Origin of the sequence: Peribacillus sp. NPDC097198 (assembly GCF_044762055.1) — a bacterium.
Lineage (GTDB): Bacteria > Bacillota > Bacilli > Bacillales > DSM-1321 > Peribacillus.
In genome coordinates this window covers 1-26030 of record NZ_JBIWDO010000007.1, presented here as the reverse complement: position 1 = coordinate 26030, position 26030 = coordinate 1, and the positions used below count along the sequence as shown (strand labels likewise).

23 protein-coding genes, 1 riboswitch and 1 other annotated feature are annotated in these 26030 nt (G+C 42.1%); of the genes, 4 read left to right on the top strand and 19 right to left on the bottom strand.

Annotated features, from left to right (window positions below; genetic code table 11):
• Positions 1-5: 5 nt before the first annotated feature.
• Positions 6-1682 carry a peptide ABC transporter substrate-binding protein gene (locus ACIQXQ_RS13570; protein WP_402958099.1) on the bottom strand — a complete coding sequence of 559 codons (1677 nt, stop codon included), beginning with the start codon at positions 1680-1682 and terminating at the stop codon, positions 6-8.
• A 297-nt stretch (positions 1683-1979) separates the two neighbouring features.
• Between ACIQXQ_RS13570 and ACIQXQ_RS13565 the strand changes: the two genes are divergently transcribed.
• Positions 1980-2330, top strand: a complete 351-nt coding sequence (locus ACIQXQ_RS13565; RefSeq protein WP_402958097.1) for a DUF3899 domain-containing protein — start codon at positions 1980-1982, stop codon at positions 2328-2330.
• Between the two features lie 107 nt (positions 2331-2437).
• Here ACIQXQ_RS13565 and ACIQXQ_RS13560 read toward each other — a convergent pair whose 3' ends face one another.
• The 14 genes from ACIQXQ_RS13560 to zapA form a co-directional block, all read right to left on the bottom strand.
• Positions 2438-3670, bottom strand: a complete 1233-nt coding sequence (locus ACIQXQ_RS13560; protein WP_402874533.1) for an aspartate kinase — start codon at positions 3668-3670, stop codon at positions 2438-2440.
• A gap of 88 nt (positions 3671-3758) precedes the next feature.
• Positions 3759-3936, bottom strand: a riboswitch (Lysine riboswitch).
• Positions 3937-3997: 61 nt separating this feature from the next.
• Complete coding sequence (uvrC, locus tag ACIQXQ_RS13555; protein WP_402874530.1) at positions 3998-5770, bottom strand: excinuclease ABC subunit UvrC; 1773 nt, start codon at positions 5768-5770, stop codon at positions 3998-4000.
• Between the two features lie 99 nt (positions 5771-5869).
• Positions 5870-6184 (bottom strand): thioredoxin, encoded by a 315-nt coding sequence (trxA, locus tag ACIQXQ_RS13550; RefSeq protein ID WP_402874527.1) that lies wholly within the window; start codon positions 6182-6184, stop codon positions 5870-5872.
• Between the two features lie 207 nt (positions 6185-6391).
• Positions 6392-7369: an electron transfer flavoprotein subunit alpha/FixB family protein gene (locus tag ACIQXQ_RS13545; RefSeq protein ID WP_402874524.1), complete on the bottom strand. Its 978-nt coding sequence runs from the start codon at positions 7367-7369 to the stop codon at positions 6392-6394.
• Between the two features lie 67 nt (positions 7370-7436).
• Entirely contained in the window at positions 7437-8210 is a 774-nt protein-coding gene (locus ACIQXQ_RS13540; protein ID WP_402874521.1) for an electron transfer flavoprotein subunit beta/FixA family protein, read from the bottom strand.
• A gap of 143 nt (positions 8211-8353) precedes the next feature.
• A complete protein-coding gene (locus tag ACIQXQ_RS13535) occupies positions 8354-9127 on the bottom strand; it encodes an enoyl-CoA hydratase (protein ID WP_402958095.1) in 774 nt (257 codons plus the stop codon).
• Positions 9128-9238: 111 nt separating this feature from the next.
• Positions 9239-9826, bottom strand: a complete 588-nt coding sequence (locus ACIQXQ_RS13530) for a fatty acid metabolism transcriptional regulator FadR (RefSeq protein WP_402874515.1) — start codon at positions 9824-9826, stop codon at positions 9239-9241.
• Between the two features lie 185 nt (positions 9827-10011).
• A complete protein-coding gene (locus tag ACIQXQ_RS13525) occupies positions 10012-11709 on the bottom strand; it encodes an AMP-binding protein (protein ID WP_402874512.1) in 1698 nt (565 codons plus the stop codon).
• A gap of 198 nt (positions 11710-11907) precedes the next feature.
• Complete coding sequence (locus ACIQXQ_RS13520) at positions 11908-12660, bottom strand: GNAT family N-acetyltransferase (protein WP_402958093.1); 753 nt, start codon at positions 12658-12660, stop codon at positions 11908-11910.
• A gap of 195 nt (positions 12661-12855) precedes the next feature.
• The gene (locus ACIQXQ_RS13515) at positions 12856-13263 is read right to left on the bottom strand and encodes a DUF350 domain-containing protein (RefSeq protein WP_402874507.1); all 408 of its coding nucleotides are present in this window, start codon (positions 13261-13263) and stop codon (positions 12856-12858) included.
• Positions 13264-13328: 65 nt separating this feature from the next.
• Positions 13329-15683, bottom strand: coding sequence for an endonuclease MutS2 (locus tag ACIQXQ_RS13510; RefSeq protein WP_402874504.1), 2355 nt, complete (start codon positions 15681-15683; stop codon positions 13329-13331).
• A 32-nt stretch (positions 15684-15715) separates the two neighbouring features.
• Positions 15716-17434: a DNA polymerase/3'-5' exonuclease PolX gene (polX, locus tag ACIQXQ_RS13505; protein WP_402958091.1), complete on the bottom strand. Its 1719-nt coding sequence runs from the start codon at positions 17432-17434 to the stop codon at positions 15716-15718.
• A gap of 213 nt (positions 17435-17647) precedes the next feature.
• Positions 17648-18181 (bottom strand): CvpA family protein, encoded by a 534-nt coding sequence (locus ACIQXQ_RS13500; protein ID WP_402874498.1) that lies wholly within the window; start codon positions 18179-18181, stop codon positions 17648-17650.
• Between the two features lie 4 nt (positions 18182-18185).
• Positions 18186-18446: a cell division protein ZapA gene (zapA, locus tag ACIQXQ_RS13495; protein WP_402874495.1), complete on the bottom strand. Its 261-nt coding sequence runs from the start codon at positions 18444-18446 to the stop codon at positions 18186-18188.
• A 173-nt stretch (positions 18447-18619) separates the two neighbouring features.
• Between zapA and rnhC the strand changes: the two genes are divergently transcribed.
• Positions 18620-19579, top strand: coding sequence for a ribonuclease HIII (gene rnhC / locus ACIQXQ_RS13490; RefSeq protein WP_402958088.1), 960 nt, complete (start codon positions 18620-18622; stop codon positions 19577-19579).
• 116 nt (positions 19580-19695) lie between these two features.
• Positions 19696-19899 carry a TOBE domain-containing protein gene (locus ACIQXQ_RS13485; protein WP_402874489.1) on the top strand — a complete coding sequence of 68 codons (204 nt, stop codon included), beginning with the start codon at positions 19696-19698 and terminating at the stop codon, positions 19897-19899.
• Between the two features lie 159 nt (positions 19900-20058).
• Here ACIQXQ_RS13485 and pheT read toward each other — a convergent pair whose 3' ends face one another.
• The 3 genes from pheT to ACIQXQ_RS13470 form a co-directional block, all read right to left on the bottom strand.
• The gene (gene pheT, locus ACIQXQ_RS13480) at positions 20059-22473 is read right to left on the bottom strand and encodes a phenylalanine--tRNA ligase subunit beta (protein ID WP_402958086.1); all 2415 of its coding nucleotides are present in this window, start codon (positions 22471-22473) and stop codon (positions 20059-20061) included.
• Between the two features lie 28 nt (positions 22474-22501).
• On the bottom strand, positions 22502-23542 hold the full coding sequence (gene pheS / locus ACIQXQ_RS13475; RefSeq protein WP_402958084.1) for a phenylalanine--tRNA ligase subunit alpha: 1041 nt from the start codon (positions 23540-23542) through the stop codon (positions 22502-22504).
• Positions 23543-23602: 60 nt separating this feature from the next.
• Positions 23603-23845, bottom strand: a binding site (T-box leader).
• A 44-nt stretch (positions 23846-23889) separates the two neighbouring features.
• A complete protein-coding gene (locus tag ACIQXQ_RS13470; protein ID WP_402958082.1) occupies positions 23890-24648 on the bottom strand; it encodes a TrmH family RNA methyltransferase in 759 nt (252 codons plus the stop codon).
• Positions 24649-24771: 123 nt separating this feature from the next.
• Between ACIQXQ_RS13470 and sspI the strand changes: the two genes are divergently transcribed.
• Positions 24772-24981 carry a small acid-soluble spore protein SspI gene (gene sspI / locus ACIQXQ_RS13465; protein ID WP_402874477.1) on the top strand — a complete coding sequence of 70 codons (210 nt, stop codon included), beginning with the start codon at positions 24772-24774 and terminating at the stop codon, positions 24979-24981.
• 29 nt (positions 24982-25010) lie between these two features.
• Here sspI and ACIQXQ_RS13460 read toward each other — a convergent pair whose 3' ends face one another.
• On the bottom strand, positions 25011-25814 hold the full coding sequence (locus ACIQXQ_RS13460) for a general stress protein (RefSeq protein ID WP_402958080.1): 804 nt from the start codon (positions 25812-25814) through the stop codon (positions 25011-25013).
• Positions 25815-26030 lie beyond the last annotated feature (216 nt).

Genomic DNA, 26030 nt, shown 5'->3' with positions numbered 1-26030 from the left:
GATGCTTATTCTACTACTGTTACGCCTTTGTAGTAATAATGTGGTCCTAAGTCACTCTTAACAATTCCTTTGACTTTAGGATTTACTAGGATGTTCTCTACTCGTTGGTAAATTGGTGCGATTCCGAAGTCTTCAGTCAAGAAAAGCTTTTCAGCATCTTGCATGGCTTTCGCATATGCTGCCGGATCGTCCGTCAATTCGTTTGTGGCTTTATTGATCAGTGCATCGTATTCTGGATTAGAATAGTCCATTTCATTATTTGTTCCACCTGTTAACCAAAGATCGGTAAATGAGATGGCATCTTTATAATCCGGTCCCCAACCTGATACGACCAAGTCATAATCGCCTTTTTTCGTACGGTCCAATCGAATCGAGAATGGAACGCTTTCGACTTTGATTGTTAAACCAGGAAGGTTTTTCTCTAATTGGTTCTTCATATACTCACCGATTTTTTTCGCAGAATCGGTTTCATCCCCCATATATCGAAGGGTAAGTTCCTTCACGCCCAACTCTTTTAATCCTTTTTCCCAAGCAGCTTTTGCTTCTTTTGCGTTAAACGTAATCAAATCTTCATTTGCCGAACGGAAATCTTTTCCATCATAACTAACGAAATCTTTTGGCACGAAGTAGTTGGCTGCTACTGAACCATCGCCCAACACGCTTGATGCAAGATCTTCTTTATTGAAAGCTTTTGCAAGCGCTTCGCGGATATTGACATTCTTAAGTGCTTCATTTTTCTGGTTCATCTTCATCCAGAATACCGTTGGTGCCAAGTTGGTTTGTAACCGCTCGTCCCCTTCATATTGTGGGACCAGTTCAGATGTCAGTAAATCCGTAATGTCTGCTTCACCAGCTTCAAATGCATTAACTTGCGCATTGTTATCTTTTGAAACATTGACCGTGATTTTCTCTAATTTAACTGAATCTGCATCGCGGTAATTCTTGTTCTTTTGAAGTTCCCATTCTGTCGCAGTTGGGCCATTCCAAGAAGTCATGACAAAGGGACCATTGTATAAGAGCGTTTCTGCACTTGTAGCGTACTTGTCACCTTGTTCTGTAACGAACTTTTCGTTTTGCGGGAAGAATGTCGCAAACGATAAATACTCTTTCCAGTATGCAAGTGGTTTTTCAAACGTAATTTCCAATGTTTTGTCGTCAACCGCTTGCACACCAAGGCTGTCTAAATCGTATTTTTTCTTTTCAGCAGCTGCCTTGGTAATTTCTGTTGCACCTGCGATTTTGCCATTCATCATATATGGACCATATTCAGAAGCTACTTCAGGATCCATCGCCCGTTTAAAAGCAAAAACGAAATCATTTGCCGTAACTGGGTCACCGTTCGACCACTTTGAATCTATTAATTTAAACGTATATGTTTTTCCGTCTTCACTGACTTCAGGTTCTCCGTCAACAAGAGCCGGCACTGTCTCTCCGTCCTTATCAATGGTATATAAGCCTTCGTTCACGTTGTTCAAATAGTTGAATCCTACTGTATCTGTTGTTTTAACGGAATCCATGACTGGGATTTCCGATTTACTCATAATACTAATCTCTTGTTTTTCAGCTAATTTCGTTCCATCTGACTTCTTCTCAGAATTATCTGAATTGCCGCCACATGCTGCTAGAATGACGCTAAGAACTAGCATAAGACCAGCAAAGATTGTGATTTTAGACTTTTTCATCTACTTTGACCTTCTTTCTATATTTTAAAATCATATTTTCATTATACTGATTTTTTTGATTTTGTATATAAGTTAGAATAATAAATTATTTCTAAAAAATTAAAAATACTCAAAAACCAAGGAAAACCTAGGTTTTTACTACTTTAAGGCTTTAAAGTGCTGCTTACGCCGTTTTATCGGATTTTTTAGAATACTATTATGTTTTTTACTATCGCTTTTTCATACTATTTCAAAAAATCATTTTTGTTTATTTAGTGTTTTTGATATACTTATAAAAAGAAAATCGAGGTAAAAAGAATGAAAAAAATACTTATAGGTACGGGATTTGGTATCGTGCTATCCATTTTGTTATCCCTTATATTCCATCAAGATCTCTCTCTATTGAATTTTATTAATATGACCTTTTACATCAGTGGAGGACTGATTCTTCTAGCATTGGTTACTTTCGTCGTCCAACGAGGATTTTTCGACGTAGTCTTTTATAGTTTCCGGAGAGTATTCCAAATACAAAATCAGCATGTAGGAGAGGAGAAAGAAGATATCCCTAAACTTTCCGATATCATCTCCCTTTCCTCTTCCTTTTCCCTGGTCTTAGGCCTTATCATGTTGTGTATCATGCTACTCTCTCTAGCCGTCTATTATCTTTAATCTTAATCTTTCCATAGAGTCCGGGCACCGAAAAAGGGCAACCTTTTTTTAGGTGCCCTTTTTCTTTATAAAAGCATTAGGTACATCTTTTCATCAGTTTTAATCAATCAGGCAAGGACTTTGGCGTGCTGTCCAAGTTTGAATGCCTCGTGTAGCGCTTCGACCGCTTTGACCATTTCCTTTTCGTTTACGACGGTAGAAACTTTGATTTCCGAAGTGCTGACCATTTTCACTTGGATCCCTGTATTCGCCATGACTTCAAACATCTCTGCGGCCACTCCGGGATTGGAAACCATTCCTGAACCTACGATAGAGACTTTAGCCAACTCGCCTTCCGTTTCTATACCATCAAATTCCAACTGGCTTTTATTGTTTTCAAGAACCATTAAAGCTGCTTTTGTATCTTCGCTTTTAATAGAGAAAGAGAGATTGGTCGTATCTTCTGATGTCATGCTCTGGATGATGATATCTACATTTATGTGATTTTTCGCCAGTGTCGTGAAAATCGTGGATAATACACCAAGTGATCGAGGCAAGCCGTTCACTGTAACTCTTGTGATGCTATCCTCAAAAGCAATACCCCGTACAATTAAATTCTCTTCCATATTCGCTTCCTCCTCAATGATGGTCCCAGATTCTTTTTCTAAGCTTGAACGGACTTCAAGCGAGATTTGATAGTTTTTTGCATATTCAACGGCCCGTGGGTGCAGGACCCCAGCCCCTAAATGGGCCAGCTCCAACATTTCGTCATAAGATACGGATGTTAATTTCCTGGCGTTTTTTATGTAGCGTGGATCTGTTGTGAAAACACCGGTTACATCGGTATAAATGTCGCATCGGTTTGCGTGTAGTGCTGCGGCTATGGCAACCGCCGTTGTATCGGAACCGCCCCGACCCAATGTCGTGATTTCCCCATGTTCATCCATTCCTTGAAAACCGGCAACGATGACGATCTTTTTTGCTTGTAACTGCGCTTGAATTCTGGAAGCATCGATATTTAAAATTCGCGCATTTCCGTGAACGGACTCTGTCTGCATCCCAGCCTGCCAGCCCGTAAAGGATACGGCTTCATGCCCCTTTTCCACCAATGCCATCGTTAACAAGGCAATCGTAACTTGTTCCCCGGTCGTCAATAACATATCCATTTCCCTCTTACTAGGGGATGCGGAAATATCTCTTGCCATGGAAACCAATTCATCCGTTGTCTTCCCCATTGCCGAAACAACGACAACGACGTCATTACCTTTTTCAGCTTCCTCGATTACACGATTAGCGACATGTTTGATTTTCTCGACACTCCCTACAGAAGTACCGCCAAATTTTTGTACAATCAGTGCCATTCTCATGCACCCTCTCTATCTTTTTTAGGCAATAAAAAAAGCAATGAGAATATCTCATTGCTGTGGTTACGTATCCGTTCAGTAATCACAGTGAGATAGCTCTCCAAGGTATCAACCCTGACAATCTGCCATCTTTTAAATGGTCAGACCAGAAAAACAAGGTATGAGTCTTGTTTTCCTTCGGCGTCATTCCCTTTCAAAACCCTTCATTGAAGCTCATACTTCTCTAGGTTTTTACTATTGAATTCCGCACCTCTATCAGCACTTTAAATTGTCTTGTTTAAAAATCCCTTTTAAGCATAGCATAGGAAAAAGACACTCGCAAGGTCATTCTTGTAATTTTCTAAAGATTCCATCCGCTACATTTTTAGGCATTCCCGCTTCGATTATCTGTTCGACTGAGGCCTCTTTCATTTTTTTCAATGACCCGAAATGCCGTAACAGCTGCTTTCTTCTTTTCTCACCTACACCTGGAATATCATCCAGAAGTGAATGAATGGCATTTTTCCCACGAAGCTGGCGATGGAAGGTAATCGCGAACCGATGCACTTCATCTTGGATTCTTTGTAGCAAGTAAAATTCCTGACTTCGCGAATCAAGTGGAATCAGTTCGAGCGGGTTTCCAATCATCAATTGGGATGTCCTGTGTTTTTCATCCTTAATAAGGCCAGAAAGCGGAATATCGAGACCGAGTTCATTTTCCAAAATGTCCCGAACGGCCTCCACATGTCCTTTCCCTCCATCGATGATGATCAAGTCAGGAAGTGGAAGGCCATCTTTTAAGACGCGTGAATATCTTCTTCGGACAACTTCACGCATCGATTCGTAATCATCAGGCCCTTTCACCGTTTTAATTTTATACTTTCGATACTCCCGCTTTTCCGGCTTGCCATCAATGAAAACGACCAAAGCAGATACAGGATCACTTCCTTGAATATTCGAGTTATCAAAAGCCTCGATACGATGTGGAGTGTAGATGCCTAACTTATCCCCTAAATTCTCCACTGCCTTGATCGTTCTTTCTTCATCCCGTTCAATTAATGAGAACTTCTCTTGAAGGGCGATGGAGGCGTTTTTATTTGCCAATTGCAGCATATCCTTTTTCGCGCCCCTTTTCGGATGAAGCGTTTTTACACCAAGCAAGCTCTCCGCCAGCTCGGCATCAACAGACTCCGGCAACAATATCTCTTTTGGCTTAAAGTGATTGGCCTTTTCATAAAACTGTCCGAGATACGTAAGAAGCTCCTGTTCCGGTTCATCGTAGACCGGAAAGAGCGAAACATCTCTTTCAATCAGTTTCCCTTGTCGCACAAAAAATACTTGTACGCACATCCACCCTTTATCATAGGCAAAACCGAATACGTCCCTGTCAATGAAATCAGTCGTCATCATTTTCTGTTTTTCCATTGTAATCTCGATGTGGGCAATTTTATCCCGATATTCCTTCGCCCGTTCAAAATCGAGCATTTCAGAGGCTTCAAGCATTTTTTCCGTGAGTTCTTTCTTTATCTCGGTATGACCGCCATTTAAAAATCGGTTAATATCATCGACGATTTGCTTATATTCCCGTTCCTCTACATCATAAACGCAAGGGGCCAAGCACTGGCCAAGGTGGTAATATAGGCAGACACGGTCTGGAAGCGTATTACATTTCCTTAATGGATAGATCCGATCCAGAAGTTTTTTCGTTTCATTGGCCGCAAAAGCATTGGGATAAGGACCAAAGTATTTCCCTTTATCTTTTTTGACTTTTCTCGTGATGATCAAACGCGGGTGTTTTTCAGCCGTCAACTTGATGAATGGGTAGGTCTTGTCATCCTTCAACATGACGTTATATTTTGGATCGTGTTTTTTGATTAAATTCAGTTCTAAAATAAGCGCCTCGATATTGGAGGAGGTAACGATATACTCGAAATCCTCGATTTCATTTACGAGCCTGAATGTTTTCCCATCATGTGAGCCCGTGAAATATGAGCGGACGCGGTTTTTCAATACTTTCGCCTTGCCAACATAAATGATCGTTCCCTGACGATCCTTCATTAAATAACAACCAGGCTGATCAGGGAGAAGGGCAAGTTTATTCTTTATCCGTTGATTCATGCATTCAGCCTCCTGTTCTCCCATTCTACAATCAATTATATATCAAGATACAAAAAAAAGCTTCAAGTCCGTAGACCTGAAGCTCTTCCTTCATTCAAATTAAGCGTGTTTAGCAAGAAGTTCAGCAAGAGCTTCCTTCGGTTGGAATCCAACCACTTTATCCACAACTTCACCGTCTTTAAGAACGATTAAAGTAGGGATGCTCATAACGCCGAATTTTCCAGCTGTTTCTTGGTTTTCATCAACGTCCACTTTTACGATTTTTGCTTTGTCGCCAATTTCTTCATCTAACTCGTGAAGAACAGGAGCGATCATTTTACATGGTCCACACCATGGAGCCCAAAAGTCTACAAGAACGACACCTTCATTAGTATCTGCTGTGAATGTTTGATCAGTTGAATTTACGATAGCCATATATTTTATCCTCCTAAAATGTACTCAAATAACTATAGACAGTATAACATTGTAACAGGAACAGATGCTATTATTTTGCTTCAATGGTAGCATGTCCATAAACAGAGAAAAAATACTGCCTAGAACCTAATAGATTGTCATAAAAAGAAAAGGCGCTTGCCAGTTCATTCCCTGACAGACGCCTTTTCTTTTATATCAACTTACAAATCAAGCATTCACCTTTAACTTTTTGAATTCTTCCGTTAACAATGGGATAACTTCGAATAAGTCCCCGACGATTCCGTAATCGGCCACATTGAAAATATTGGCTTCAGGATCTTTATTGATGGCTACGATGATTTTGGAGTTGGACATCCCTGCCAAATGCTGGATGGCTCCGGAAATTCCGCAGGCAATATAAAGGTCAGGCGTAACAACTTTACCCGTTTGTCCGATTTGTAAAGAGTAATCGCAATAATCAGCATCACACGCACCACGAGAGGCTCCGACTGCTCCCCCAAGAACTTCAGCAAGCTCTTTCAAAGGTTCGAAACCATCTTCACTTTTCACACCTCGCCCACCGGCGATGACCACTTTCGCTTCTGAAAGGTCGACCCCTTCACTTGCCTTTCTTACTACATCCTTGATAATTGTACGTAAATCTTTAATATCCACATTTAATGTAGATACATCCCCAGAACGGGACTCATCTTTCGATAGAGGTTCAATGTTATTCGGACGGATGGTCGCGAATACAATACCGTCTGTGACGATTTTCTTTTCAAAGGCTTTACCTGAATATATCGGGCGAGTGAAGACGATATTTCCGCCTTCTTCTTCAATGGACGTCACATCTGAAATCAAACCTGATTCCAGCTTGCCAGCTAATTTAGGAGCCAAGTCTTTCCCTAATGCCGTATGACCGAAGAAAATGCCTTCTGGTTTTTCTTGCTCGATAATAGCTAGTAAACTTTGAGCATATCCATCTGATGTATATTGTTTTAATTGATCGTTTTCAACCACTACCACTCGGTCGGCACCATACTGAATCAATTCACTTCCAAAAGACTGAACACTGTCACCAACTAAAACACCTACGATTTCTCCGCCGTCTGCAGCAAGTTTAGCCGCTCCGATAGCTTCGAACGATACATTTCTAAGAGAACCATCGCGTACTTCGCCCAATACAAGAAACTTTCTAGCCATTTTTAAAAACCTCCTGTGCTCTATTTTATCTTTTTGTTGTGTTTTATTTTCAATAGAAATCCTTCTATTAGATTACTTTTGCTTCACTGCGTAATAATTGAACAAGTTCGCTAACTTGGTTCGGAATCTCACCATTCAATACTTTACCAGCTTCTTTTTTGGCTGGAAGGAAGATCTCAATCGTTTTTGTTTTTGCCTCGACATCGTCTTCTTCCAAATCCAAATCATCCAATTCCAACTCTTCAAGCGGTTTCTTCTTCGCTTTCATGATCCCCGGTAAAGATGGATAACGAGGCTCGTTCAAACCTTGCTGCGCCGTTACCAGCAGTGGAAGTGAGGCTTCGATTGTTTCTGAATCCCCTTCTACATCACGGATAACGCTTACATTTCCACCTGAAATGCTTAATTTCGTAATGGTTGTGATATAAGGGATATCCAATATTTCTGCTACACGCGGTCCTACTTGTCCAGATCCACCATCAATGGCCACGTTACCTGCAATGATCAGATCAGCTTCTTTATCTTTTAAGTACTCTCCAATAATTTTGGCAGTCGTGAATTGATCGCCATTTTCTATGTCGTCTTCGATATTTATTAGAACAGCTTTGTCAGCACCCATAGCAAGCGCTGTACGCAATTGTTTTTCAGCCTCTTCAGAACCGACGGAAATAACCGTTACTTCTCCACCTTGAGCATCACGCACTTGGATGGCTTCTTCTACGGCATACTCATCGTATGGATTGATGATGAATTCTGCTCCATCCTCATTAATTTTCCCGTTAGAAAGCGTAATTTTTTCTTCTGTATCAAATGTTCTTTTCAGTAGCACATAAATGTTCACGATAATACCTCCCGAATAATTTGAGTTTTGAAGATTGTGTTTTTTAGGCATACTTATAATGGTATTCTTCAGAATTCCTTAAAATCCTGCATTTTTTTTAAATATAAGTAATAAATTTACTAATCAAAAAGATGGCTTAAGGATCATTCTCCTTTAAATACCGGTTCCCTTTTATTTATAAAAGCATCGATTCCCTCTTTTGCATCAGCGCTGTCAAAGGCTTCTCCGAATAGGACGGTTTCCTTTTCTACACCTTTATAGTAGGAATCACCCTTCGAATAATTCAATAGTTCGATAGCGGACTTCAAGGCTAGCGGGCTTTTCTTGACAATCTTAGCGGCCAATTCCTTTGCTTTAGGCAATAATTCTTCATCAGTGTAAGCGTGGTTTGCCAAACCCCACTGTACAGCTTGTTGACCCGTTATTGGCTCACTCGTAAATAGCATTTCAGCAGCTTTTGCCGTTCCAACATACCGTGGTAGGCGCTGTGAACCAGCATATCCAGGAATCAATCCAAGTTGCAACTCAGGCAAACCTAATTTTGCACGTTCAGTTACTAACCGAATGTGACAGGCCATGGCCAGTTCCAGTCCTCCGCCAAGAGCAGCTCCGTGAATGGCTGCAATTACCGGCTTTGAAAACGATTCGATTCTCTCAAACACAGATTGACCATTTTGGGCTAGTTTCACAAAGGCTTTACCGTTTTCCACACTAGTGAATTCTTTAATATCCGCTCCAGCAGAGAAGAACCTTCCCTCACCATGGAGTAACACCACACGCACTTCTTCATTGCTTTCGATTTGATCGAAAGCCTGTGATAATTCTTCCACAATAGCGGAAGAAAGAGCGTTAGCAGGTGCATGGTTTATCGATATAATAGCAACGCGATCTTCGATTGCGAGTGTAAGGTATTCCATATTGATCTCCCCCATCATAGTCAAACTTTTTTGAAAATTCTTTATGTACTTCGGTAAAAGGCAGGTAGCCAAATGGCTAGAGGATGGTTCTGGCCATCCTCTATTTTGTCTTTACCGTTTCGTGCCACAACCACCGAGTAGAAGGCGATGAACATCTGACGCAAGGTCAGCAAGTGAATATTTTTGTTCATTCATCACCCAAGTTGTTGCTGTTTCATCAATCGTTCCAAAAATCATTTGCCTTGCGAGTAAGTTATTTAAATCAGGCAGGAATTCACCATTTTCTTTCCCATCGGTAATGATTTGATCAATTACATTTAAATATCCTTTTAATACTTCATTAATCCTAAGTCGTAATTCTTTGTTTGACTGTCTTAATTCCAATTGAGTGACAATTGCTAAATTCACGTCTTCTGAAAGGATTTGAAAATGTTTTTGAATTAATAGGAACAGTTTTTCTGAAACTGATGTCTTACCCTTTAATTCTTCTTCAATTTGTTCTACAAAGTAGCCCATTTTTTCATGAAATAATGATATTAAAATATCTTCTTTATTCTTAAAATAAAGATATATAGTACCATCTGCCACGCCTGCTTGCTTGGCAATTTTTGATACTTGCGCTTGGTAATAACCATTTTGTGCGATGACGATAACAGCTGCATCAATAATTTGGTTATACTTTGGTTTGTTGCGTTTCACTGGATGTCCCCTTTCAGAAAATGAATGAATCATCATTCATATTTCTATCATAAAATGATGACTCTCTACTGTCAAGCAAAAACTTCCATAGAGTCATAACATCCTTTTTCCATTCTACCCCTCATTACTTAAGGTTGTCCAGTTGTTCCGCAAACGGAGCTCACTATTACAGCTCCGTAAGATGTTTACGCCTCCTTTTTTTCTGGTGGGATTTTTTTCTTTTCCTCATCAATTAGGACTCTCCTCAAGATCTTACCAATGGTCGTTTTAGGAAGTTCCTCTCTAAATTCATAAAGACGTGGTACCTTATAGGAAGCTAAGCTCTTTCTCACAAACTGATTCAATTCCTCTTCCGTTACACTTGCCCCGTTCTTCAATACAACATAGGCTTTGACGGTTTCCCCACGATATGGATCAGGAATTCCTGCCACTACTACTTCCTGTACGGCCTCATGTTCATACAGAACCTCTTCCACCTCACGTGGATAAATATTAAATCCACCTGCAATTATTGTATCCTTCTTGCGTTCCACTACATAAAAGAACCCTTTTTCATCCATATAACCTAAATCACCCGTAAGAAGCCAGCCGTTTTTAAATGTGTTTTCCGTGTCTTCAGGACGATTCCAATAGCCCTTCATAACCTGGGGCCCCTTAATCGCTATTTCACCGATTTCATTTGGCGGAAGTTCTTCACCCGTTTCCAACGAAAGGATCACTGAGTCTGTATCCGGCCAAGGCAAACCGATGCTTCCTTTGACCCGAGGTTGATCCCAAATGAAATTGGCATGGGTAACTGGAGATGTCTCCGAAAGACCAAAACCTTCAACTAGCTTTCCACCCGTCACTTTCTCAAATTGCTCCTGAACTTCTAATGGTAGGGGTGCCGATCCACTCATGCACGCTTCAATGGAGGACAGGTCATACTTGGAGACGTCAGGATGATTCAATAGACCGATATACATCGTAGGTGCCCCTGGAAACAATGTCGGTCTCTGCTTTTGAATGGTTTTCAATGTAGACTCGACATCAAACTTCGGCATGATGATCATCGTATTTCCTTCCATAACGGAAAGAATCAAAACAGTCGTCAATCCGTACACATGAAAGAATGGTAGGATAGCCAGAATCCGCTCTTCGCCTCGTTTACATCTATAAAGCCAAGCATTGCACATTTTCGTATTCGCAAGTACATTCTTGTGGGTAAGCATGACACCTTTAGGGAAACCGGTTGTCCCCCCGGTATATTGCAAGAGCGCCAAGTCATTCTCCACATCGATTGGCTCTGCTATTTCTTCTGACATTTTCCGCTTCATGATTTCCGTGAATAAATGATGATTTCCTTCATGCTCCACTTTGACCACTATGCCATATTCCTTCTTTTGAATGAACGGATAGATAAGATTCTTCGGGAAAGGCAAGTACTCCTTGATAGCGGTTACAATAATATGTTCGATTTCCGTACTCCGGGCGACTGCGGTGACACGAGGAAATAATATGTCCATCGCTATGATGATCTTCGCTCCAGAATCCTTCATTTGATGTTCTAATTCACGTTCCGTATAGGTAGGATTCGTTTGGACGACCACTCCACCAGCCATCAAAATTCCAAAAAAGCTGATGACTCCCTGTGGGCAGTTAGGAAGCATGACCGCAACACGCTCTCCCTTTTGGAGACCGATGCTCTTTAAGTAGGATGCAAACTTCGTAGCAGATTCATAAACTTCTTTGAAGGTTAATTCCTTTCCCTGGAAATGTATGGACACCTTATCTGGAAATTCATCTGCAGCCTCCTTCAATAATGAATAAAGAGGTTTATCATCGTAGGTTAAAACGGTTGGTATTTGTTCCGGATACATGGCTTGCCATGGCTTATTGCTCATTTGCCCCCTCCTTCTGAATATTCTTAATACTCATACTCATTATAATACAACCGGTATTTTCTTACAATTACTGTATTCAGAAAAAATAAGCATAAAGGAGGATAACCGGTTGAAGAGGATTTAACTCCTTCATATTAAAAATATTCATGAGGGGATTTTCGATTCAATTAACATTTGGGATTAGGCATGACTCCTCGTTCAGTTTCTAACTCTAAACCAATATCGATAGAGTTCTTTAAAACCTAATGTTGCATAAAGATTCCGTGCAGGTTCATTCGTTAACACCACTTGGAGATAGGCGTTATTCGCTCCATTCTCCTTTCCCCAATACAGGAGATTTGTAACGAGTTTCGTTCCATAGCCCCGGTTTCGGTAGGCCTCCTCGGTGGCGATATTAAATAGACCTAGGTATTCATCCTCCAGAACACCGAGTCCACATGCTAGCGTTTTCTCCTTTTCATCCGTCAAAAAGATAAAACAGGTAGTTGGAATGATTTGTTCCAGCACCTTCCTGAAAATGGGCTGATTTCTTTTGTGTATGTTATTTAATCTACAAAAATCTGCAAACCGCGCTTCTGGCATCTCGTTATATATGAGCACATTGGTTCCACTCGGTACTTCCATATGTGCTAATGTCAAGGCTTGCACACTGGTCCTACTTTCGATACTATAATTCAAGGCTTCAAGGGTATCGTCTAAATCGTCCGGACTAGCCAGTGGAGTGATTTTATAAGACACCTGGATGTTCCGTTCCAAGAAAGCTTTTTCACTACATTCTATTTTTCTATTCACATCTTCATAAGAAGGATAAAGGGGATTTACCGAATTTGCCCTTTTGGTATACCCATCGGCAAAGCGTAAAACCCACCCATCACACAACTGCGTTTGCAATGCCGGCAAAGCGTTCATTGATAGCTCTTCAATTTTCCTTATCAGTTTAGGCTGAACCATTATTTCTTCCTCCATGTACTAGGCTTCGTAAATAATTATATAAAAAAAGAACCCAAATAAAGAAGCGACGCAACGGCCGCTTCTTTTCAGGTCAAGAATACCATATAGATGATTCCGAGCAGAAAAAAAATTCCGCAACAAATAATTAAAACTTTTGCAAGCTTCTCCACAGTTTTCTCCCTCTCATGCAGGACATTAAGATATTCCAGCGCCGATGACAAAGGATAGGGCGATTGAAATGATCATCGCAAGAAATCCCACTGCCCGATTATCTTTTTGTATCTCTTCATCTATTTTAAATCCCGGGGTCATAAATTCAAAAATAAAATAACCGATGAGTAGCAGGATAAAACCGTATACACCCCAGCCTATCATTGTAAGTAGCGAGTTCTGATGGAGAATGGACTGTTGGAACACATAGGCGATTCCAAAAATCTTGCCCCCGGTGGCCATCGCGACAGATAAATTCCCCTGTTTGATTTCCTCCCAGTTTTTGTACTTGGTGACAAGTTCAAAAACGGCTAAAAAAACAATTATGCATAATATAACGACACTATATCTGGCTGCTATATACACATACTCATTTTCCCATATGTTCTCCATGAGACAACTCCCTAACGGTATTCGGCCATTCCTGCTAAGCAGCGTGCCTGAATGGCCACTTTCCTTTATTTAAATTCTACGACCGTCACACCAGTTCCGCCTTCTCCAGCTTCCCCGAAACGGATTTTCTTGACTGATCTGTGATTCTTCAAATATTCTTGGACCCCGGACCGGAGCGCACCCGTCCCCTTACCATGAATGATGGACACACGCGAATATCCTGCCAGCAATGCATCATCGACATACTTTTCGACTCTCGACAATGCACTTTCATATCGTTCCCCACGAAGGTCTAGCTCCAGGCTAACATGATAATCTCTTCCTTTGATCGTGGTTAACGGCTTCGTTTCTTTCGCCTTTGTCGTTTTAATGAATTCAAGGTCGGACTCTTTCACCTTCATTTTCATGATGCCGATTTGTACCTGCCATTCATTATTTGAGACTTTTTCAATCAGACTACCTTTTTGTCCAAAGCTTACAACCTTCACTTCATCTCCAGGTTTCAGAGTTTTATCCAAAGGCTTAGCTGCTTTTTTGGTTGACTTCTTCACTTTTGGCGCTGCTTCTTCCAGCCGTTTTTTCGCATCGATCAGTTCGTGCTCTTTTACATCGGCATGCTTTTCAAAACGGAGTTGGCGCAAGTCAGCAATGATCGCTTCCGCTTCTTTTTTCGCTTGTTCAACGATTGCCTCTGCTTCTTTGGCCGCTTTTTCACCCATCGCATCTCGTTCTTCATTATACTGTTCCATTTGCTTTTGAAGGTCCTTGTGCAGAATGTCGGCCTGTTTTAGAAGCTCGGCTGCTTCTAGTTCCTCTTCTTCTGCCTTCTTACGGCTATCTTCAAGAGAAGCTATCATATTCTCGACTTTATTCGTATCCTCGCCAATATGGCTACGGGCATTGCTAATGACGCTCTCTTCCAAACCAAGACGCTTGGAAATTTCAAATGCATTACTCCGACCAGGAACACCGATAAGGAGCTTATAGGTCGGGCTCAAAGTCTCGACGTTGAATTCGACGCTTGCATTAATGACGCCTTCACGGTCATACCCATAGGCTTTCAGCTCAGGATAGTGGGTGGTGGCAATCACACGCGCACCACGCTTGTAGACTTCATCCAATATGGAGATCGCCAGTGCGGCACCTTCTTGAGGATCGGTTCCCGCTCCAAGTTCGTCGAACAATACAAGGCTTTCATGGTCGACATTCTTTAATATATCGACAATATTGACCATATGGGAAGAGAACGTACTCAAGCTTTGTTCGATTGACTGTTCATCCCCGATATCTGCATAGATGGAGGAGAATACGGCCGTTTCAGAACCATCAAGAGCAGGGATTTGCAGACCTGCCTGGGCCATTAACGTACAAATGCCTATTGTTTTGAGTGTTACCGTCTTACCTCCTGTATTCGGTCCGGTGATGACAATCGTCGTAAAATCTTCTCCAAGGAAGATATCATTGGCAACGACTACATCCGCTGGAATAAGCGGGTGTTTCGCCTTGAATAGTTTCACGCGGCCTTCATTGTTCAAACGTGGTTTCGACCCTTTTATCGCTTTGGCGTATTTTGCCTTTGCAACAAGGAAATCCACATGGGCAAGCACCTTGACGTTATGGAATAGTTCTGGAGTGAACTCGCCTACTTTTTCGGAAATCTCGACCAAAATGCGTTCGATTTCCTGTGTTTCCTTTACACGTGTTTCCTGAAGGACATTATTCAATTGGACAATCACCTGTGGTTCAATGAACAGGGTTTGTCCTGATGAAGATTGGTCATGGATGATTCCACCATACACACTACGGTATTCCTGTTTTACAGGAATGACAAAGCGGTCATTTCGAATCGTAATGATGGCATCTGACAACATTTTCGTTGCATTCGAAGAACGAATCATGCTTTCGAGTTTTTCACGAACCCTGCTTTCATTCGTGCGAATCTGGTTACGAAGCGTGCGCAACTTATCACTTGCCGAATCCATCACTTCCCCATGTTCGCTAATAGCATAGGTAATTTCCTGTTGCAAATCAATCAGGGGATGAAGCGAATCGATAAACTCAGCCAATAGCGGAACTTCAATCTCCTGTTCCGCGATTTCTTCGAAAAATCGAGTCAGGATCCGACCAGCACGAATGGTGCTAGCCGTTTCCATCAATTCCATCGGGGATAACATGCCACCGATTTGCGCCCTTTTAGCCTGCAGGCGGATATCGAATATCCCTCCCAATGGAAGATTACCTTTTAACCGGACAATTTTAGCCGCCTCATCCGTTTCATCCTGCCATCTCGATACTTCCTCGAAGTCGGTGGAAGGCATTAATTGCTGTGCCTTCTCCTTCCCGATTGCAGACGAAGCATGGGAAACCAATTGTTCTCTAATTTTATCAAATTCCAATGTCTTTAAAGCTTTATTATGCATGGAGTTAAGACTCCTCCTCAGTGAGTAAATAATTAGTCATTTCTCTTTAAAAACGTCAATAAACCATCCGTATCCATCGCGTTAAGAACCGTTGTTTTTTTAATCCATCCTTTTTTAGCAGAAGATACGCCAACCGGCATATGTTCAAGCATATCAATACTATGGGCATCAGTATTGATCACAACCGTCACGCCCGCTTCTTGCGCTTTACGTAGATGAGGCGGAGCCAAGTCCAAACGGTTCGGGTTTGCATTCAACTCAAGTGCCGTATTCGTCTCGCGTGCCAGTTCAATTAGCATATCCATATCGACATCATATCCCGATCGTCTGCCGATGATTCTTCCTGTCGGATGGGCAATAATATCGACATGCGGGTTATTCAATGCCGTTTTTAATCGTTCCATGATCGTTTCCCGGGGCTGAGAAAAGCTCGAGTGGATGGAGGCGATGACCAAGTCCATCTCTGCCAGCAATTCATCATCGTAATCAAGGGTTCCATCTGGAAGGATATCCATTTCGATTCCTGATAGGACCGTAAAATCATCATATTTTTCATTAATGTCATGAATGATCTGTTTTTGTTCGCGCAACCGCTCTGCAGTCAAGCCATTCGCCACTTTCAAGTATTGTGAATGGTCAGTGATGGCCATATATTTATAGCCTTTGGCCCGACATGCTTCAACCATTTCTTCAATCGAATAAGCACCATCGCTCCAAGTGGTATGCATATGCAGGTCACCCTGAATATCTTCTACCGTTATAAGCGGTTCTCTTTCATTGTACTGTTCCACTTCCGTCCCATCTTCACGTAATTCGGGTGGAATGAGCGGGATGCCGAAATGATTGTAAAATTGCTCTTCTGTTTCGAAGGTCAGAATTTCTCCCGTTTCAGCTACCTCCACGCCATATTCACTTATCTTTTCTCCCCGTTCTTTAGCCAACTGGCGCATACGGACATTATGTTCCTTCGAACCGGTGAAATGGTGAAGAGTCGTGGTGAACTCTTTATCCTGCACGATCCGGAAATCGACAGAAATATCATATTCATAATCAAGGACGACCGAAACCTTTGTATCACCTGCGGCAATGACTTGCTTAATGCCAGGCAATGAAAGAAGCTGTTCCTTCACCTCTTCGGGGTGGTCCGTGGATATGATGAAATCAAGATCTTTAACCGTTTCCCTCATTCTTCGCATACTGCCGGCTCTTGATGAGCGCGTGATATGCTCCATATTGCCAATCGCCATCTCGATATCGTCAGCAATCGGTCTCATGAAAGCAAGTGGAAGACGGTCAGGCCTTGATCCAGCCTCGGCAATGGCTGATAAGATCTTTTCTTCTGTTTTTTTACCGAAACCGGTCAGAGCCGCGACACGCCCCTCCACACATGCCAGTTTAAGGTCATTCACATCATTAATATGTAATTCTTTGTGTAGCTTGGCGATTTTTTTACCGCCTAATCCCTGAAGTTGTAAAAGCGGTATCAAGCCCTTCGGCACCTGCTCCTGAAGCTCTTCAAGAACGGTCGACTTCCCTTCATTGATAAATTCTTCAATAACGGATGCCGTCCCTTTCCCGATGCCATTCAACGCCGTAAAGTCATCGATGGCCGTTAGACTCCGGTCATCGGTTTCCAATGCACCAGCCGCCTTGCGGAAAGCCGATACTTTAAACGGATTTTCTCCTTTAAGTTCCATGTATATGGCTATCTTTTCTAATAATTTTATAATATCTTTTTTATTGATTGTCATTTTTTTCACCACCAAAATTAGTAGGGAAACTCCCTTGGATACTTTCTTAAAGATACCTTTCTTAACGCCAAAGTACAAGCCGTTCGATTATTACTTATACGAATCAACGATTAGGTAATTCCAGGCTGATCCACAGAAAAGGGCCCGCCCTTCCAAAGATGACGGTTTACAACTTTGAAAGGTAATGGACCCCAATTTAATGCGCTTATGAATTTACTTATTAAACCAAAGGTCTTCCACCTGTTCGGATAGGAACGGAGTATGTTTCACGATTGATTCTGCCAGGAAGGAGCCGGTAAGCGGTTCCTGGATGGAATCCATTGGCAGCAAGGCACCTATGTATAATATAATAAACATGATAAGATAGACTTCGGCAAATCCCAATATCGCGCCTCCCCAACGATTCAACTGTTTTAGGATCGGCAGGTAGGTGATGAAATTGAGCATTGATCCAAGCATTTGCCAAAGAATCTTAGTGGCAAAGAACACGATGGCAAAGGCGATGGCATTGTAATAAGCCGTCTCAAGCCCAACCGATTCGAAAAACATATTAAGCGTCGAAGAATCACCTATGGAAGGGAATGGAATCCACATTTTCAAGTTGGGGGCAAGATCCCCATAGAAGACATAGGCAATAATGAAGGCTACGATAAAACCTGTCATATGAACCAGTTGTAAAATAAAGCCACGCTTCAAACCGATTAATACACCGATTAAAAGAATGGCCAGAATTGCTAAATCAAGCATGTACTCAGTCCTTCTCTCTCTTTAATTCCAGTTGAAGCTGGTCCAGTTCATCTTTTAATTTAATATATTCGTGAATCGTGTTCACTGCGGTCAGTACCGCAAGCTTACTCGTATCCAAATGTGGGTTTTTCATACTGATTTCTCTCATTTTCTCGTCGACCATCGAAGCAACTAGGCGCATATGACTCGCGCTTTCCGTACCGACGATTGTATATGGTTGTCCGTATATGTCAACTGTCGTTTTATTTCGTTTATCGTCTGACAAAATGATGCCTCCAATCTAAACAATCCTATTTCTATCATATCATGAACTTTTTCGTCATGAAAGAGAGTACATCGTCATTTCTCGCATAAAAATTGCAATAATTTGTCAGTTATAAATTCCTTTAGTATGAATGATCCCTTAATAAATCAAATTGAGCGAGGAGTCCATTAATTATGTCCCATGTTGTATTACTTACAAGTCCTGTCCAAATCCAAGCAATGAAAGTCCATTATATGAATAGCTCAGTTGCAAAGCTTCCACCTGGGAGTATATTTTCAGCCAAGCCCCCGCTCTGTACCGTAACCGGTTATAAATCCGGAAAGGTCCTGTTTCAGGGAAAAAATGCAGAATTGGAAGCTGCAAAATGGCAAAAGGATGCAGTAGCACCGAAGAAGAAGCCGGACTCTTCATCCACTTCCACAGTCAAAGTTCATCGTTATTTGCCGCCGGCCAACATTGCCACGATGTCGGTTATTGGTTCTGATGAAGTCGGGACCGGCGATTATTTTGGCCCCATCACCGTCGTTGCTGCCTATGCAAAAAAAGAACAGTTACTTTTATTGAAAGAACTTGGTGTTCAAGATTCAAAAAACCTGAAAGATCCACAAATCATCGAAATTGCTAAACAAATCAAGGATGTTGTCCCATTTAGCCTGTTGACGTGTGATAATCCGAAATACAATATGCTTCAGGCAAAAGGGATGTCTCAAGGAAAGATTAAAGCACTCCTCCATAACCAAGCCATCAAGCACCTTATTCAAAAAATACAGCCAGAGCAAGCGGAGGCGGTCCTGATAGACCAATTCGCCCAGCCAAATGTATTTTTCAATTATTTGAAAGGCCAGGAGCCCTTTCAGGCTAACGCTACCTATTTATGCACGAAAGCGGAAGGCATTCACCTTTCCGTTGCGGCCGCTTCGATTCTCGCTCGTTACGCATTTGTGAAACGCTTTGACCTATTGAGCGAAAAGGCCGGTTTTAGAATCCCCAAAGGAGCAGGCTTTGCCGTCGACGAGGCAGCGGCACGCTTAATCCATGAAAAAGGGATCGACGCCTTGAATGACTTTACGAAAACACATTTTGCCAATACGGAAAAAGCAAAAAAAATATATCACAAGAAATACGGGAAATGAGAACGGGAATTGGAAACGTAAATGCCTTTGGGCTTGCTTCTTATGATAGTAAGATGAATGTATTCAGAAGATCTTGTCGACTATAAGAAAGTACATATTATTAGGAGGCGGTCTTCATGCAATTATCAGCAAGAAACCAATTAAGTGGAAGAATCACTGAAGTTAAAACAGGACCTATTTCAACGGAAATAACCATGAGTATCAATGGTGTAGACATCGTATCCAGCATTACAACGGCTTCTGCAGAATCGATGGATCTAAAAGTGGATGATCAGGCGACAGCAATCATCAAAGCAAGTTCCATCATGATTGCAAAGTAACTGATACATATCCTAATAGAAGACTCTCACCCACCTTTCATTCTAGAGAAGTGAGTGAGAGTCTTCTTTTAAATTTGCATGCTATCAAACGAAGGCGTTACACCCAGAAAAACAGCCTCCTGAAATGCCAGGAGGCTGCCTTTTTTGATGCGATTTATCTTATCCTCGTAATTCTGCTCCGGCTTTTTCTTTAACCGCTGCAAGCACTTTTTCATGCGCTTTGGTGATATCCTCGTCCGTCAATGTACGTTCCGGATCGAAGTATTTCAATGAGAAAGCGATGGATTTCTTGCCTTCTTCCATTTTTTCGCCTTCGTATAAGTCAAAGATGTTGACTTCTTTCAATAACTTGCCACCCGCTTCCAAAATAATATTTTGGATGTCGCCGGCTTTCGCTGCTTGCTCGACTACTAACGCGATATCGCGTGTGGTCGATGGATAGCGTGGGATCGTTTGATATGCAATCGGCGCCACTTCCGCTTCAGCCATAGCTTTGAATGAAAGTTCGAAGATGTATGTTTCCTTTATATCCAAATCCTTCTGAACGGTTGGATGCACTTGGCCGATGAAGCCGATTACCTCACCATGCAACAGTACTTCCGCTGTCCGTCCTGGATGCATATCTTTGATTTCCGCTTGGCGATAGCTGATTTGATCAGTTAACCCCAGCGTATCGAAAATTGCTTCGATCACGCCTTTTGCTACATAGAAATCAACCGATTTCTTTTCGCCTTGCCAAGGTTGAGATTCCCATAGTCCTGTAATAACTCCAGCTACATGCTCCTTCTCTTCAGGAAGCTCTTGATTGTCTTTTTTGAAGAAGACAGAACCAATTTCATATAGAGCAAGTGAGTCAAGCTGGCGAGCATTATTATATTTCACGACTTCTAATAATTGTGGAACGATGCTTAAACGCAACTGGCTCCGTTCTTCACTCATCGGCATGGCCAAACGGATGGAATCACGGGCGTTCAATGCAAATTGAGCCGCTTTGTCCTCGCTTGTCAACGAATACGTAACCGCTTGATACAGTCCTGCTCCTTCAAGGGTACGGCGGACTTTACGACGTTTCATTTGATAATCCGTCAATTGGCCAGGAGTAGCGGCACCAACCGGCAATGTTGCTGGAATGTTGTCATATCCATAAAGACGGGCAGCTTCTTCCACTAAATCCGCTTCAATCGTAATATCTCCACGGCGTGTAGGAACGGTGATCGTGAACGTTTCATTGTCCAGAGCCACTCCAAATTGAAGACGTTTGAAGATGGATTCCACTTCAGCGACAGACATATCCGTGCCAAGAAGCGTATTGATTTTTTCAAGGGTAATGCTAATGACAGCTGGCTCCATTGTCAGTTCATCAACCTCTGCCGTTCCTTGTAGAATCGTTCCGCCTGCATATTGTGCAATCAATTGAGCTGCACGTTCTCCAGCTTCACGCACGCGAGCTGGATCGACGCCTTTTTCAAAACGGGCACTTGCTTCACTACGTAATCCATGATCTTTCGAAGCTTTACGTACAACTGTCCCGGAAAAATAAGCACTTTCGATAATGACGGTCGTTGTATCATTCTTCACTTCTGAGTTTGCCCCGCCCATTACTCCTGCAATCGCAACTGGCTCGGTGCCGTTCGTGATGACCAGATGATATGGCGATAATGTACGTTCCGTTTCATCCAAAGTAACGATCTTTTCTGCTTCGTTCGCTTTACGGATGACAATTTCCTTTGAACCCAAACGATCATAATCAAAGGCATGTAGTGGCTGACCATATTCAAGTAAAATGTAATTCGTAATATCGACCACATTGTTATGCGGACGAATGCCTGCTGACATAAGGCGGGTCTGCATCCAGAGTGGAGATGGACCTACTTTTACGTCCTTGATGATTTTAGCGATGTATAATGGATTATCTTCTTTTGCTTCCACTTTGATGTTGATATAATCAGTGGCTTTTTCCGTTGCTTCTTCTTTTTCGATGACTGGCCATTTCACGTCACGACCAAGAATGGCTCCGACTTCATAAGCAACACCCAGCATGCTTAAAGCATCTGATCGGTTTGGCGTTAAACCAAGTTCCAGCACTTCATCGCTTAAACCAAGTTCTTCTAGTGCATCTTTGCCAACTTCCACATCATTAGGGAATACAAAAATGCCTGTTGCATAATCTTTAGATACAATCTTGGATTCGAAACCTAATTCTTGAAGCGAGCAAATCATTCCGTGAGATTCTTCTCCGCGAAGCTTGGCTTTCTTGATTTTAAAGTTACCTGGAAGTACAGCGCCAACAGTCGCTACGGCTACTTTTTGGCCTTTATCCACGTTCGGGGCTCCACAGACGATTTGTACAGGGGCCTCCGCTCCAATATCAACCAGGCATTTATTCAGTTTATCGGCATTCGGATGCTGTTCGCGTTCTAGTACGTGTCCGATGACAATCCCTTTAAGCCCTTCACTTTTCTTTTCTACCCCTTCAACCTCAATGCCGCTCTTCGTGATTTTATCCGCAAGCTCACTTGCATTGATGCCGGAAAGGTCTACATATTCCTGCAACCATTTATATGATACAAACATGGTAGGTCCTCCTCTTTAAAATTAAAATTTATGCTTCATGATGATGGAATTGTTTTAAGAAACGAACATCGTTTGTATAGAAGTGACGGATATCATCCACGCCGTATTTTAGCATCGCGATCCGTTCTACACCGATTCCAAAAGCGAATCCGGAGTATTTCTTCGAATCGAATCCAGCCATTTCAAGGACATTCGGATGAACGATTCCTCCACCCAGCACTTCGATCCATCCTGTTTGTTTACATACATTACAACCTTTACCGCCACAGATTTTACATGAGATATCCACCTCTACTGATGGCTCCGTGAAAGGGAAGAAACTTGGACGAAGACGGATTTCCCGGTCTTGGCCGAATACTTTCTTAGCAAATACATCAAGTGTTCCTTTCAGGTCGCTCATGCTGATGTTTTCATCGATGACCAAGCCTTCAATTTGCTGGAATTGATGCGAGTGCGTTGCGTCATCATTATCACGACGATACACTTTACCTGGACAAATGATTTTAACCGGACCTTGGCCTTTATGTTTTTCCATCGTTCTTGCTTGTACTGGAGACGTGTGGGTACGCATCAAAATCTCATCCGTTATGTAGAATGAATCTTGCATATCACGTGCTGGATGGCTCTTCGGCAAGTTCAATGCCTCAAAGTTGTAATAGTCCGTTTCGACTTCAGGACCTTCAGCCACTGTGTATCCCATACCGATGAATAGGTCTTCAATTTCCTCGACGACCCGTGTTAACGGATGAAGATTTCCTTTCTTAACCGGACGGCCTGGTAATGTCACGTCAATCGTTTCTGTTGCAAGCTTCTTATTAATGGCAGCTGTTTCTAATGCCGCTTGTTTTTCCTCGATTTTCGACGCGATGGCTCCACGGACCTCATTAGCTAGCGCTCCGATTTTCGGACGTTCCTCAGCTGATAATTTCCCCATTCCGCGTAATACCTCTGTAATCGGCCCTTTTTTCCCTAAATAAGCAACACGGACTTCATTCAGTTCTTTTAGTTCGGAAGCTGCGGCAACTTTTTGCAACGCTTCTTCCTGCAGTTCTAGTAAACGTTCCTGCATCATGTCTTCCTCCTTTAGTTTTCCTTTTGTAAAAATGAACACAAAAAAACCCCACTCCCAGAAAGGGACGAGGTTTATGTATCGCGGTACCACCCTTATTAGTGCTATCTGCTAAAAAGCATGAAGCACTCACTCATAAAAAATAACGGCTCTTCACCGGAACATTTTTCAGACACTCTGTCTTCCCAATGCCAACTCGAAAGGTGAATTCCCTTAAGCAGTGCCATAAAAATGCTTTCAGTCACGGCATTTTTTCCCTGGTTATGGATGTCTTAAGTTACTACTCTTTGTCATTGTTGTTTTCATTATAAAATTCTGTTTCATTATATTATAAATGAACGGCCGTTTCAAATTGATTTTCTTAAATAGTACATTAAAATACCGGCCGCGATCCCGACATTCAGTGATTCACTTTTCCCGTAAATCGGAATATAAAGGTTTTTCGTCGTTTTCGCCAATAATTCCTTGGAAACTCCTTGGCCTTCATTACCGACGAGCAGTGCAAATCGCGAAGACCTTTCCACCTCTTCAAAGGGCGAGCCACCTTCTAAGGCCGTGCCATAAACCGGCATGCCTTGTTGCTTCAGTTGATCAATGATCTCGGAAAGATTCCCTTTAACCACCGGCATATGAAACAGGCTTCCCTGCGTGGAACGGACCACTTTCGGATTATACAAATCGGCACACCCTTCTCCTAGAATGACAGCATCGATTCCGGCTGCATCAGCTGTCCGGATCATCGTGCCGATATTGCCTGGATCTTGCACCGCATCGATCAACAGTAGTTTGTCCGGATTGATGGAAGACATGCTCATGGTTTTCTGTTCACAGACAGCGGCTATTCCTTGTGGGCTCTCCGTATCGCAAATCGCCTTCATGATGTCAGTTTTCACATAGATGACATCCGTGCCTTCGAGCGAAAAATGGGCCGGCATTTCTGTTTCTTCATTTACGATTACTTCCATGACGATTTCTGCCTTCAATGCTTCTTCAACAAGATGAAAACCTTCTACTAAATACGTACCGGTTTTATCCCGTTCTTTTTTGGTCAATAATTTTTTCCACTGCTTCACCTGAGGGTTTTTTACAGACTCAATATATTTCAAGGTAAACGCTCCTTTAATATTTCACGCTAATTATCCTATTATAACGTAATTCGTATACATATTGAATGCCTGTTTGTGAAATGCTAGTTATGTGAGTCATTATGTGTTAGAGGAGGAAAAATCATGAATTTAAATTTACGCAATGCCATTATTCAGAATGTATCCGGAAATACGCAAGAACAGCTAGAGGATACGATAGTCGATGCGATTCAAAATGGTGAGGAAAAAATGCTACCAGGTCTTGGCGTATTATTCGAGGTCATCTGGGAAAATTCATCCGAACAGGAAAAGCAGGAAATGATTACGGCTCTTGAATCTGGATTAAAAAAATAACAGCCATCATCGGCTGTTATTTTTTCGGCTTATAAGCGATCGGTGTTAATACGATTTTTAATGTATTTATCCGTTAAGTCAGGGTTCTCATCACTATCTTGAGGCACCTTTCCGTCACGGGGAGCGGTGTTTTGATTTAGTGTGTCACCTACATTCAGAGAATTTTTGGTATCAGCGGAAAAGGGATCCACATGGGGATCGCTCGCTATCGTTCCCTCATAATCCTCTGGTCTTGGTTTCTTATACTGCTCCGTGGAATTCGACTTCATCTCTTTCTCCTGTGCCCGTTTCGATCCCATCTCTTGATTATCATAGATGTTGGTTGAATTCCCATGAAGTTCTTCACCTTTACCTGGCTGTGCCTCTACTTCACTTGCTTGATAGGCATTCGCCGTCGTTTCAGGGAAAAGATTCGGATCCGGATTATTCACGATACCGGTTTTAAGTGGGTTATTCTCTTGGGAGGTAATATGATCTTCGGTCTCTATTGGGGTCTCGTCGTCAAGAAGAATCAAGAACTTCCCGGCTTCAACTTCATTTATATAAGCCGTGGCTTCACTATCGGCTAAACCCAGATTCCCTAAACGATTTCTGATATCACCGGATCCTTCATTCAAGAAGAAGTGTTTCACTTTTTCTACGAATGAATCATCATCCTGGTTCGTGATAATATCGACGTCCTCATTCTGGCTATTGTTCACAAAAGCCACATCTTCTTTTTTATTCGCGATTACGGTGATTTTCTCACTATCCCATCCTTTTAAATGAAGCGCCTGGATTTCCTTGTTTGCTTCGGAACTAGAATCATAAACACCATGCAATGTTTTTCCCATGAATTATTCCTCCTTTTGTAGCATTACTATTTAATCTTGTTATACCCTTACCACCCAAAATTAAACAAAAATCAGGCTCTGGCCAGTCGATAAGGATTTAATTCCACTCGTCATGAACCTAAAATAACGACCACCCGTGATAACGGGTGGTTTTCTCTGCGGCTGAAAGCCTTTATTACTGACCAGGCCCTAAAGGGCCCCTGATTGGTTCGCCAA